This window comes from Chungangia koreensis (assembly GCF_042651785.1).
Lineage (GTDB): Bacteria > Bacillota > Bacilli > Bacillales_A > Planococcaceae > Chungangia > Chungangia koreensis.
Genome location: NZ_JBHSEC010000019.1, coordinates 229,849 through 242,318 on the forward strand (window position 1 = coordinate 229,849; position 12,470 = coordinate 242,318).

A 12,470-nucleotide genomic window follows, 5' to 3' on the forward strand; every position below is an offset into this window, starting at 1 on the left:
AGCGCTGTCTTTTTAATTATTTCAAAGGGGATGAAAAAATTATGTGGAGAAAGTTAGCAACGATTGCACTTGCAGGGTCTTTGACTTTGGGGTTAGCTGCATGTTCTTCTGATACAGAAAAGGGAGAGGCATCTACAACGTATCCTGAGCGCAATTTGACGATCATCGCTCCATCGGGGGCTGGTGGCGGCTGGGATTTAACAGCTCGTGCAATTGCAAAAACAATGAATGATACAAAATTGATTGAAAAACCGATTCAGGTTGAAAACAAGCCGGGTGGCGGCGGTGCCGTGTTCATGGCTGAATTCGCAACAAAAGAAGCAAAAAATGATTATATGCTTATGGTCAAATCTCCTCCGATTTTGATCAATAACCAAAAGGCGGAAGGAAATAGCCCTTACGGCTACAAAGATACTCGTCCTCTTGCCCAATTAACACGTGATTATGGAGCAATCGTCGTTCAAAAGGATTCCCCATATGAGACTTTAAAAGATGTATTGGACGCTATTAAAGCGGATCCTACAAAAGTGACATTGGCTGGCGGCTCTGCTCCTGGTTCAATGGATCACCTTGTCGGTGTACTTCCGGCATTCGAATATGGAATCGATCCTAAAGCAGTTAAATACGTTTCGTATGATGGCGGCGGTGAAGCAGTTGCTGCACTTTTAGGCGGTAATGCTGACGTTATTGCAACAGACGCTTCTACCATTGCAACGTATGTAAAATCCGGAGATGTCCGAGTGTTGGCCGTTAGCTCCTCTGAACGTCTTGAAGGTGAATTAAGTGAGGTTCCAACCTTCAAAGAAGAAGGAATCGATGCTGAGTTCACAATTTGGCGCGGTTTGTTCGGACCGAAAGACATGTCCGATGCAGCATACAAGTACTGGGATGAAAAGTTGGCTGAAATGGTTGAAACTGACGAATGGAAAGCTGAACTTGAGAAAAACGGCTGGGCAAGTGAATACCGTAGTGGTGATGACTTCACGAAATACTTAGAAGAGCAGGACAAAGTGATTGCTGAATTGCTTGATGCTCTTGGCATGTTAAAGAAATAATTTGGGGCGGGCGGCTCAACAGGGCTGCCCTTTCCATATTGAGGAGGTATAACGATGAGTAAGACGTTTGACCGCTTTGCGGGAATCGCCTTTTTATTGGTTGGTCTTTTATTCGTCATCGAAAGTCAGAAAATCTCTGAAAGTGCTTATGGATCGAATGTGGGACCGAGTATTTTCCCTACTGGATTAGGCATTTTACTAATCTTGCTTAGTGCCCGGCTTATTTATGAAACATTCAAGTACAAAACAGAAGAAGGCATAACAGAAAAAATTCAATACAAAAAATTCCTGATCATCTTTGTCAGTGCAGTCCTTTATGCTTTCTTTTTGGAGAAAATCGGCTATGTCATCACAACATTCGCTTTCCTTCTCATATCGTTTCAGACGATGGAACGTGGGAAGTGGATTAGTTCCTTTGTGATAGCAGCGGCATTTTCATTCGGTATTTATTATTTATTCTCTGAAGTTCTTGGCGGCTCTTTGCCAAGTTTCCCGCTACTCTAAAAAGAAAGGAGTATCCATATGAGTACATTACAATTTTTAGCGGACGGTTTTTCTATCGCTTTCCAATGGCATAATCTATTATTTGCATTTGTCGGTGTCCTAATCGGTACCGCTGTCGGCGTCCTTCCAGGAATTGGCCCGATGAGCGGAGTCGCTTTACTGATTCCCGTTACTGCTACACTTACATCTGGAATGGCTTCAGGTGATGCAGCAGCAAGCTCTATTATCCTCTTAGCAGGAGTTTACTACGGAGCGATGTACGGTGGTTCAACGACCTCTATCCTACTGAATACCCCTGGTGAATCCTCCTCGGTTGTTACTACGCTGGACGGTTATCAAATGGCCCAGCAAGGCCGTGCCGGAGCAGCCTTATCCATTGCTGCAATCGGATCGTTCGTGGCAGGAATCATTGCCCTGATCGGACTTGTCCTTTTAGCCGAGCCACTCTCGAATGTGGCTTTAAAATTCGGTCCTGCCGAGTATTTCTCGCTTATGCTGTTAGGTTTGGCAGCAGTCAGCGGTCTTGCAGGGAACTCGATCACAAAAGCCTTGATCATGACGGTTGTCGGATTGATGCTTGGCACAATTGGTATTGATGCAGTATCAGGTATCGCGCGCTTTACATACGATCAGCCTATCCTATTCGGGGGGCTTGAGTTTTTAACCATTGCTGTCGGTTTGTTTGCTTTAGGTGAAGTATTTAAAACCATTTTCGAGAAAGACGGCGAAGACGGCCACATCGCTAAAATTAACCGTATCCTGCCCACGAAGCAGGATATGAAAGACAGTACGGCACCAATTGTCCGAGGCTCTTTACTTGGATTCTTCATCGGGGTCCTACCAGGTGCAGGTGCAACGCTTGCTTCTTTCTTCTCCTACATTACGGAGAAAAAGATTAATAAAAACGGCAATAAGTTCGGAACTGGCCGTATTGAAGGGGTTGCCGCCCCAGAAGCTGCAAACAATGCCGCTTCCGGCGGTGCGATGATTCCGCTCTTAACACTCGGAATTCCCGGTTCAGGAACGACGGCGATTTTGATGGGTGCCTTAATCATGTACAATATCCAGCCAGGCCCTTTGTTGTTCGATGAGCACCCAGAGGTAGCGTGGGGACTAATCGCCAGTATGTTCATCGGGAACTTGATGCTATTAATCTTGAACATGCCGCTTGTTAGAGTATTTGCGAAAATCATTGATACTCCAAAGAAATATTTGATTCCTATTATTGTCGCGATTTCATTCTTCGGGGTTTACGCGGTTCAATATACAACGTTCGATTTGTACTTACTTCTTGGCTGCGGGATTGCGGGCTACTTCTTGACGAAAAACGATTTCCCGGTTGCGCCGCTCGTACTTGCATTAGTGCTTGGTCCAATGATCGAGAACAATATGCGACGTGCGTTGACGATTTCAAATGGAGATTTCATGATTTTTGCAGAAAGAGGACTTTCCTTGACGTTCTTGATTGCCGCTGCTGCTTGGCTTCTCATTCCACTGTTGTTAAAATTACGCGGTAAAAAAGTAATCATCAACGAAGAAGGTTAATTTTAAAAAACACAAATAGACATTCAATGATCCTTTTCATTGAATGTCTATTTTCGTTTTAAATAAAAAGAAAAAGAGCAGAGTACCCCTCTGCTCAACTAACAACATCTGTAACATGCTACTTTGAAATTATTTTTGCGTGCTGTATCTACTAAATTAGCGATTGCCTGATCCTGACAGGATGAATAAGCGTATTCCTTTTCCAACCTTCTATTTCTAAATTCCGTAAGAAACTCTATTAAATATGCTCCAAATACGATTCCTGCAAGTGTAACCCAAAAGATTAACGCTAATACGTGCATCTCTTTCACCTCCCGGCTGTGGAATTAAATGTTAATTACTATACGTATTATTGTATTCAACAAATCAGACTAAAATCCTTCAGCCCAATTGAGGAAATATAACTCAACGATTTTTTCTAAGAATTAATTCGAAGAATTACCTTTCCCTTTGTGCGTCCACTTTCCACATGTCTATGAGCCTCTACGATTTGCTCCAAAGGATAACACATCTCTATTACTGGTTTTAATTTCTCTTCCTCTATAAGCCTGCTTAAGAAGTCCAAATCCTTAACGTTCGGCTTTGCCAAGTGCAACTTTGCTTTCTTTTGGCCGAATAATGATCCTAATATTAACTGAACAGGGTGATATATGGGGGTAATAGGGTTTTCCGTTATATAGATTCCCTTCTCGGTTAAAGAACCTAAACAGCTAAAAAATGTCCGCTTTGCCACAGCATCCAGTATGATATCGTATTTTTTTCCGTTTTTTGTGAAGTCTTCCTTCATATAGTCAATTACGTAATCTGCCCCTAAGTCTTTTACCCACTGCAAATTAGGAGTGCTACAAACTGCAGTAACTTCAGCTCCGAAATACTTAGCAAGCTGTACTGCAAAATGCCCGACCCCACCGGAAGCTCCATAAATCAAAACCTTTTGTCCTGACTTTATCTGCGCAACATCCCGTAATGCTTGAAGAGCTGTTTGAGCTGCACATGGTATAGCTGCTGCCTGCTCAAAATTCACGTTTTTCGGCATATGAATTAGTCCGTTCTGAGGTGGGCAAACATATTCTGCATGGGACCCAAAGCAACTTCCGAAGACATGATCGCCAACTTTAAATCTTTGTACATTGTTACCAACAGCTTCAACGGTACCAGCCACGTCAATTCCCAATATAGTAGATTTAGGCTTGGTAAGGCCGTTTTCAAATCTCGTAGGTAAATAACCCCTTCTGTAAAGGGTGTCAAATTTATTAATCGAGGCATTATGCACTCTGATTAATACCCTTTCGTCATCCTTCATAGTTGGAATTTCGACCTCTCTCACCATCATAATATCCGGTGAACCATAAGAACTGTAAACAGCTGCTTTCATCTCTCTAACCCCCAAGATTCACATTGATATTCAAAACCTCATTAAAACCCATTCTTTACATCTGTGAATTATAGGTGTTAGATGAGTAAATCTCTTTATCTATATACTTATGGATTTTGTCTTAGATTAATTCTTCAAAATGTCTGAAACTCCTTCCCGTTCTTTAACAGAACTCTTTATCCTTAATCCATATAAAAAAGCGCTAATCCTTTAAGATTAACGCTCTTGTCCGCTTTTTTTCGAATCTACTTCTCCGAAGATTCCTCATTAGTTTGATCATTAGGCTTTGTTCCGGAAGGATGTTTTACGCCTTTACTTTTATAAGGTTTTGCACTCTTGGCCTTTTTTGCTCCGGCTTGCCAACGTGTCCAACCTTTTTTACCTGTCCCTCTTCCGGTTCCGCCCTTTCCTTTAGCTTTACTCATAGCAAAATCTCCAGTCTATGTTCTTTAGTTCTTTTCTTATTATGATCCATTTCTTTCAATTGACACTACCATTCTGACCCGCTTGGTGCAAGCAAAAGAAAAGGCACCTATTAAGATGCCTCTTCAATCTGTTATTCTTTTACGTAATTCAAATCCCAGACGAAACCATATTTGTCCCGGACCTTGCCATATTTTGCTCCCCAGAATGTATCCTGTAATTCCATGAGAACAGTTCCATCCTCGGTCAATCCATTATAGAATTGCTCCGCCTCTTCCCCGCTTTCACATTCGATGACGAGCGAAATTCCATTTTGGCTCATTAAGGTTTTATTCTCCGAAGAATCTGCCATCATGAATTCCATTTGCCCTTTCTTTAAATGGCCATGGATGATCAGGTCATCGGCATTAGGCGGTGTGGGGAAATTACTATCCCCGTATGTATTCAGCTCGACAATTTCCATACCGAAGACGCGAGAGTAAAATTCTGCAGCTTCCCTGGCCTGGCCGTAAAAAGTTAAATAAGGTGTAACTGGACCTTTCATCTGGCATCCTCCTTTACTTAAGGCGTCACCGTGTTTTCCGGCTGTCCACCTTCCAATACAGCTTTGATGTCTGCAGCATTCATCGACATCATTTTAAGCCTTGTCCGAATGCTTGCACTTCCGATGTGCGGAAGTACCGTTACATTTGGCAAAGTCAATAATGGATGATCGAGCGGCACCGGTTCTTGTTCAAAAACATCAAGGCCAGCTGCCCAAATCTTCTTATGCACTAAAGCTTCGTAAAGCGCTTGCTCATCTACAATGCCACCGCGTGCTACGTTAATCAGCACAGCTGTTTCTTTCATCAGCGATAGCTCACGTGCACCGATCATGTTTTTCGTCTCTTCCGTAAGCGGTGTTAAAAGAACAACAAAATCGGAATTAGACAAGAGATCATCTAAATCGGAGTACACAAAACCATGCATCTCCTCCGCTTCCGGTTTACGTGTACGATTATGGTAGTAAACATCCATTCCGAATCCCTTTGCACGTCTTGCCACGGCTTCACCGATCCGGCCCATACCGACGATACCAAGTGTTGCTCCATACACGTCCATACCCGTAAGTTGCATCGCTGACCAGGCTTTCCATTTCCCTTCTCTCAGCTCACGTTCCGCTTCCGTTATCCTACGGGCTGAAGCCAATAAAAGAGAAAACGCTAAGTCTGCAGTCGTTTCAGTTAAAACACCTGGCGTATTCGTCACAACAATGCCACGCTCAGCAGCGGCTTGGACATCAATATTATTATACCCGACCGCCAAGTTACTAATCACTTTCAACTTTGGTGCGTTCGTAATCAGATTGCGATCCACCTGGTCCGACAACATGGTCCAAAGTGCATCTGCTTCGGCCGCTTCCTTTACAAGCTCTTCATAAGTCATCGGAACTTCCTCGTGCGGCCACATTTTCACTTCGTACTTTTCTTTTAACGGAGCTACTGCCTCATCCGGCAGTTTCCGGGTAATATACACAGTTTGCTTCATCTTTAGATCCCCCTTATCCTTTTATTAAAGTTTAGCACAATTTACAGAAAAGTTTAAAATCACCGGAAAGATAGGTTAGCAATCAACTTTCATATGTCTTTTATATTTAATTTTATAAATTGTTGTTAAAGTGGTGGTAAGGGAATAACGTTCTGACAAATGACTAAGGAGGTTTATTAAAAATGAGCTCACGTAAAATCGTTTTGTTTATTGCTCAAAGTTTAGATGGATATATTGCGACGAAGGATGATTCGTTAGACTGGTTATTTAAAGTGGAAGGAGAAGGAGATAACGGGATTTCGGAGTTTTATGAAACGGTCGACACAATCTTGTTAGGGAAAAGAACCTATGATTGGATCATGAAATTCGAAAATGAACAATTTCCCTATAAAGATAAAGATTGTTATGTATTTACCAGGTCGTCTATAGCTCCGACGGATAATGTTAAATTTGTTAATGGAAATATCGTAGAATTTACGCGAAATCTAAAAAAAGAAAAAGGTGAAAATATTTGGATCGTCGGTGGTGGCGACATATTGTACACGTTTTTTAAAGAAAAATTAGTCGATGAAATAATTACTACGATTTCACCTACTATTTTAGGTGATGGAATTCCATTATTTAAAACTGGTGATTATCATTATGAACTGGAGTTGAAGGGTACACGAACTTTCAACCAGTTTGTTGAATTACATTATACAGTTAAAAATTAGTTCAACATTTTTAAACGCAGTTTCAAGAAAGAGAAGTCACCCATTCAGAAGAAAAATGGGTGGCTTCTTATGCAACAATAGACCACGCTTTGGGAATTCAATTATTCCTATAACTCATCAAAACCATTATCTTGAACATTCACTTTCACATACTGCCGCGAACGCTGTTCGAAGAAATCCGTCTTTCCTAAATCCACTTCCTCATAAGCCTTGATCCACTTAAGAGGATTTGTCCGGTATTCTGGGAAGGGCCGTTCATACCCGAGCTGGTTGCAGCGGACGTTCGTGTAAAAGTACACATAAGATTCAACATCTTCCAATTCCAGTCCTTCAATTTTATTACCGATGACCTCCCTTGCCCATTCGACTTCAAGCTTTGCAGCTTCACGGAAAATCGCTTCAACTTCCTTCGCCCGCTCTTCAGTATCCAATTCCGGATATTCTTTTAACAGCTCTTTGTATATTTTCACGAATAAATCGACGTGGAGCTGCTCGTCCCGATTGATATAATTGATCATCGTACTTGACGCCACCATTTTCTGTTGGCGGGCAAGATGATAAAAGTATGCGAAACCGGAATAGAAGAATAGTCCTTCCAAAATTACGTCATACACAATCGATCGGAGAAGTTCATCAACATTCTGATCCTCTGTGAAATTCTCATAGCCGGAAATTACAAAATCATTGCGTTTCACCAAAACCGGTTCGCTTCGCCAATAGTCGAAAACACGGTCCTGTTCTTCCTTTGTCACGATGCTCGACAAAATATAAGAGTATGAATGATTGTGAACGACCTCCTGCTGAGCAAGAATGATCATAAGTGCGTTCAAACTTGAATCGGTCAAATAGTCCGCGACTTTTCCTGCATAATCCGTCTGGATACTATCAAGCATGGCAAGCAGACCAATAATCTTCAAGAATGCCTCTTGCTCGTCATTGCTTAATAAAGGAAATTGTTTAACATCCTTGCTCATATTGATTTCAAAAGGTGTCCAAAAATTCCCCAACATCTTTTTATACTTTGGATATGCCCAGCTGAAACGAACGTCGTCCCAGTTTAATATGTTGGAAGACCGTCCATTTACGATACCAGTTGAGCGGTTTGGCGCTTCCTTATCCATCAATTTTCTTTTCTCGATTTTGACCATGTCAGTTCCTCCTTAGCTCGAGCAAGACTCGCATTCCAATAATTCAACAGAAGTCGAACGTAAATAATACGTCGTCTTCAGCCCGCTTCTCCATGCATTCAGATGCATATCCAGCAATTCTTTCGCTTTAATCGTGTTTTGCACATACAAATTCAGTGATATGCCTTGATCGATATGGCGCTGTCTCGCTGCATTCTGCCGGATAGTCCAATGTTGATCGATAAAATATGCAGATTTGTAATACCATGTTGTTTCTGAGCTTAAATCAGGAGCCGTAACTGGAATCTTATAATCCTTCTTCTCTTCCGAGTAACTTTTCTGGAAAATCGGATCAATGCTTGCTGTACTCCCTGCAATGATCGACGTAGAGGAGTTCGGCGCCACAGCCATCAAGTATCCGTTTCGTATACCATGTCCTGCTACATCGGAACGGAGTTTGTCCCACCCCTCTCCTCTATAGCCTCTCGTATCAAAATACACCCCTGTTTGCCAATCAGAGCCTTCAAATAATGGATATGCACCCTTCTCTTTTGCGAGTTCAGAAGAAGCTGCGATTGTCCTATATGCGATTTCCTCATACAGACGATCCGCGTAATTTACCGCATCTTCCGACTCCCAAACAATCCCTTTCAATGCCAATAAATGATGCCAGCCGAATGTCCCTAAACCGATTCCCCGATATCGTTTATTAGTATAATCCGCCTGGACAACCGGGATTTGGTTCAGTTCGATTACGTTGTCCAGCATCCGAACTTGGATGGGAATCAATCGTTCCAACACCCCAGCAGGGACCGCTCGCCCTAAATTGATCGATGAAAGATTGCATACGACAAAATCCCCGGGCTTCCTACGTGTAACAATCGCATCATCTTGCATCTGGATTGATTCGAATTGTGTCTCGCTCATGTTCTGGGTAATTTCTGTACATAGATTACTACTATAAATCATGCCCGTATGCCTATTCGCATTCTGTCTATTCACCTCATCGCGGTAAAACATGAACGGAACCCCGGTCTCGAGCTGACTGCGCATGATTCGCTTCATCAAGTCGATTGCGGGAACCACTTCTTTCGTTAACTGTTCTTCCTTGACACATAATTCATACATTCTGCGAAATTGACCATCTCCACGTTTCTCGTCGTATGTATCCTCAAGTGAGAAGCCCATTACTTCCCGAACTTCATGTGGATCGAATAGCACCCAGTCCTCACGTGCCTCCACCTTTTCCATAAACAGATCCGGAATGCAGATTCCTGTAAAGATGTCATGTGCCCTCATACGCTCATCCCCGTTGTTCAATTTCAAGTCGAGGAATGTCCGGATGTCCTTATGCCAAATATCAAGATAAACTGCTATTGCACCTTGCCGCTGACCTAACTGGTCCACGCTGACAGCAGTATTGTTTAATTGTTTGATCCACGGAAGGACACCGCTTGATGCACCTTTGAACCCACGGATGGCCGACCCCCTACTACGAACCTTGCCCAAATAGACACCGATACCTCCACCATATTTAGACAAAGTGGCTATGTCTGTATTGCTATCATAGATCCCTTGGAGGCTATCGCCGACCGTATCGATGAAACAACTGGACAGCTGTCCGTGCGGCTTCCCGGCATTTGCCAGTGTCGGTGTGGCTACGGTCATGTAGAGATTGCTGAGTGCCCAATACGCTTCCTTTATTTTCCCGAGTCGGTCCACTTTCTCTTCACTCATCAGAGTCATCGCAATGACAAGCCATCTTTCCTGTGGAAGCTCGATTGGCTTTCCGTTGAAGTCCCTCGCTACATACCGGTCCATTAACGTTTTAAGACCGATGTAGTTGAAGAAATGATCACGATCCGGTGATACCATTTCTCCGATGATTTCAAGCTCTTCCTTTGAATAGATTTCAATAAGGGAATTCGTATAATATCCAGATTTACAGAGAGACATAACACGCTTTCCAAAGTTTTCATACAACTCTCCTTTCGAACAGCCGCGTTCTATTGCCATTTCCCGGTATAAATCATTCAGATAGAGACGCGATGCGACGAATGTCCAAAATGGTTCTTCTTCACTTATGCGACCAAGAGATTCCAAAATCATTACCTTGGACCATTCGGAAATATTTCCTTCTTCATGATTTTCCATCCACTTCCGACTTGTCTTAACGAGTGGCATGATCTTCTCCTTGCTGAACTCACTCTCCAATTGATCGAGCATTTCTTCTGCAAAATCCATTTCCAATTGAACCATTCGCTCTCCTCCTTTAATTTGAACACAAAAAAGCGATGATCCAGCCTCTTCGGCTGAGTCATCGCTCATGATTGAAATCGGAAACAAACAGGTCCAACAGCTAACTTCGGTAAGATGCCAGAAGTGCAGCGGTCCACGCTCGCTCCAACCTCTCAACCCCCGAAGAAAGTGTCGCTCTACGACAGAAAGGCAGGTCTCCTGACTCGTGCATCCACCTTCCGCCTGCCTTCCCATGCGAATGCACAGTGGCTGTTTGGCGGTCGTCTGCACTTACAGTTGCGGGGACAGTTCCGGATTTTAACCGGATTCCCTTTTAAACCATATATGGTACCTTTCAGTCGTTAAACTACTATATATTGTGTTCTTACTACTATACCAATTTAGCACATTCAGTTAAACTCGTAAAGCACAAATTATTGAAAGCATGACAAAACCCGGATCCGAGTTTCCTCGATCCGGGTTTTCATTACATAATAATAAATAAAAGGATAACCGCAACAATGATCCTATATATTGCAAATGGAGTCAACTTAATGCGGTCAATCAGTTTCAAGAAGAATTTGATCGATACCATTGCAAACACGAACGCACTGATGAATCCGACAATATAGAAAGAAAGATGCGATGAGTTTAACTCATCCCAGTTTTTTAATAAGGAAATAAAGCTCGCGCCTGCCATGATTGGAACAGACATGATAAACGTAAAGTCTGCAGCGACTCGGTGACTCATACCGGTCAAAACTCCACCAGAAATGGTTGCCCCTGATCGGGAGAAACCTGGCCAAAGTGAAATACATTGGTATAGACCTACAGTGAACGCCTGTTTATACGTAATCTTATCTAATGAATTCGTTTTTGGATTCTTCGGTCCGAATTTATCCGCAACTATCATCAAAATGGCTCCGACGATCAACGCGTATACCACCGTATTAACAGTGAAAAGGTGTTCATCGATATAGTCTTCAAATAAGACACCTAACACACCGGCAGGAAGTAGCCCGACAATGACATGTGTTAGTTTCAGCTGACCGCCTGTTTTAACGCCTTCAATTTTGTAAAGGCCCACTAAGCTCAAGAACCTTTTCCAGAATACGACGACGACAGCCAAAATCGAACCGAGCTGGATAACGATTTTAAACGTATTCGCAGAACCCTGTCCTAAAAATTCAGTTGTCTTTAGCCACATATCATCGACGATAATCATGTGGCCCGTGGATGAAACCGGTGCGAACTCCGTCATTCCTTCCACAAAACCTAAGATTAATGCTTTCAATAATTCTAAGAACTCCATAATATCTCCTTACCTATGCTCTCTTTTTCCGGAATCGCAAATACCAAATGATTACTGCCACTCCTAAAATCGCTAAAATTGCATATGTGATGTTCGAATACACGTCCATATAACCGACAATCGACTCCCAATTATCGCCCACTGCCGCTCCGACTGAAACTAAAACAGTGTTCCAAAGGAGAGTTCCTAATGTAGTCAATAATAGGAATAACCAGAATTTCATATTCGACATACCTGCCGGAATCGAAATAAGACTCCTGATCAGTGGTACGAGTCGGCAGAAGAATACCGTCCAAATTCCGTATTTGTCAAACCAGGCATCTGCCCGGTGTACATCTTTTTTTGTCAGACGTAAAACATGTCCCCAACGATCCACAATCTTTTCAAGCCGTGCTACGTCCAATAACCGACCGATTCCGTAAAGGATGACAGCACCTGCGACAGATCCTGCAGTGGAAGCAATAATGACTCCCATTCTTGTCATGTCGGAGTACGTCGTCATGAATCCTCCGAATGTTAAGATGACTTCAGAAGGGATCGGCGGAAAAATATTTTCTAACATGATTAATAAAAAAACGCCAAGATAGCCAAATTGGCTCATAATTTCGGTAATCCAGTTTTCCATAATTCCTCCGTTGTCATTTTTTGTTT

12 protein-coding genes and 1 riboswitch are annotated in these 12,470 nt (G+C 42.6%); of the genes, 4 read left to right on the plus strand and 8 right to left on the minus strand.

The features are described from left to right. The first annotated feature begins 41 nt into the window (after positions 1 to 41). The 3 genes from ACFOZY_RS10245 to ACFOZY_RS10255 are packed head-to-tail and all read left to right on the plus strand — an operon-like array spanning position 42 to position 3,104. Positions 42 to 1,055, plus strand: coding sequence for a Bug family tripartite tricarboxylate transporter substrate binding protein (locus tag ACFOZY_RS10245; protein ID WP_378155037.1), 1,014 nt, complete (start codon positions 42 to 44; stop codon positions 1,053 to 1,055). 54 nt (positions 1,056 to 1,109) lie between these two features. After that, positions 1,110 to 1,559 (plus strand): tripartite tricarboxylate transporter TctB family protein, encoded by a 450-nt coding sequence (locus ACFOZY_RS10250; protein WP_378155039.1) that lies wholly within the window; start codon positions 1,110 to 1,112, stop codon positions 1,557 to 1,559. Between the two features lie 18 nt (positions 1,560 to 1,577). Beyond that, positions 1,578 to 3,104, plus strand: coding sequence for a tripartite tricarboxylate transporter permease (locus ACFOZY_RS10255; RefSeq protein ID WP_378155042.1), 1,527 nt, complete (start codon positions 1,578 to 1,580; stop codon positions 3,102 to 3,104). A 418-nt stretch (positions 3,105 to 3,522) separates the two neighbouring features. On the opposite strand, the gene ACFOZY_RS10260 is transcribed toward ACFOZY_RS10255, so the two are convergent. The 4 genes from ACFOZY_RS10260 to ACFOZY_RS10275 form a co-directional block, all read right to left on the minus strand. Beyond that, the gene (locus ACFOZY_RS10260) at positions 3,523 to 4,479 is read right to left on the minus strand and encodes an NAD(P)-dependent alcohol dehydrogenase (protein ID WP_378155044.1); all 957 of its coding nucleotides are present in this window, start codon (positions 4,477 to 4,479) and stop codon (positions 3,523 to 3,525) included. A 245-nt stretch (positions 4,480 to 4,724) separates the two neighbouring features. Continuing rightward, positions 4,725 to 4,904 carry a DUF3934 family protein gene (locus ACFOZY_RS10265; protein ID WP_378155047.1) on the minus strand — a complete coding sequence of 60 codons (180 nt, stop codon included), beginning with the start codon at positions 4,902 to 4,904 and terminating at the stop codon, positions 4,725 to 4,727. 131 nt (positions 4,905 to 5,035) lie between these two features. Continuing rightward, complete coding sequence (locus ACFOZY_RS10270) at positions 5,036 to 5,446, minus strand: VOC family protein (protein WP_378155050.1); 411 nt, start codon at positions 5,444 to 5,446, stop codon at positions 5,036 to 5,038. 17 nt (positions 5,447 to 5,463) lie between these two features. Then, positions 5,464 to 6,429 carry a 2-hydroxyacid dehydrogenase gene (locus tag ACFOZY_RS10275; protein ID WP_378155052.1) on the minus strand — a complete coding sequence of 322 codons (966 nt, stop codon included), beginning with the start codon at positions 6,427 to 6,429 and terminating at the stop codon, positions 5,464 to 5,466. A gap of 182 nt (positions 6,430 to 6,611) precedes the next feature. Between ACFOZY_RS10275 and ACFOZY_RS10280 the strand changes: the two genes are divergently transcribed. Then, on the plus strand, positions 6,612 to 7,142 hold the full coding sequence (locus ACFOZY_RS10280; RefSeq protein WP_378155055.1) for a dihydrofolate reductase family protein: 531 nt from the start codon (positions 6,612 to 6,614) through the stop codon (positions 7,140 to 7,142). A 107-nt stretch (positions 7,143 to 7,249) separates the two neighbouring features. Here ACFOZY_RS10280 and ACFOZY_RS10285 read toward each other — a convergent pair whose 3' ends face one another. From ACFOZY_RS10285 to ACFOZY_RS10300, 4 genes are all read right to left on the minus strand, one after another. Beyond that, positions 7,250 to 8,290: a ribonucleotide-diphosphate reductase subunit beta gene (locus tag ACFOZY_RS10285; RefSeq protein WP_378155057.1), complete on the minus strand. Its 1,041-nt coding sequence runs from the start codon at positions 8,288 to 8,290 to the stop codon at positions 7,250 to 7,252. Between the two features lie 12 nt (positions 8,291 to 8,302). Beyond that, a complete protein-coding gene (locus ACFOZY_RS10290) occupies positions 8,303 to 10,597 on the minus strand; it encodes a ribonucleoside-diphosphate reductase subunit alpha (RefSeq protein WP_378155059.1) in 2,295 nt (764 codons plus the stop codon). Positions 10,598 to 10,699: 102 nt separating this feature from the next. After that, a riboswitch (cobalamin riboswitch) is annotated at positions 10,700 to 10,878 on the minus strand. A 116-nt stretch (positions 10,879 to 10,994) separates the two neighbouring features. Further along, a complete protein-coding gene (locus ACFOZY_RS10295; protein WP_378155061.1) occupies positions 10,995 to 11,819 on the minus strand; it encodes an undecaprenyl-diphosphate phosphatase in 825 nt (274 codons plus the stop codon). 13 nt (positions 11,820 to 11,832) lie between these two features. Next, positions 11,833 to 12,444 (minus strand): DedA family protein, encoded by a 612-nt coding sequence (locus ACFOZY_RS10300; protein WP_378155063.1) that lies wholly within the window; start codon positions 12,442 to 12,444, stop codon positions 11,833 to 11,835. Between the last annotated feature and the right edge of the window lie 26 nt (positions 12,445 to 12,470).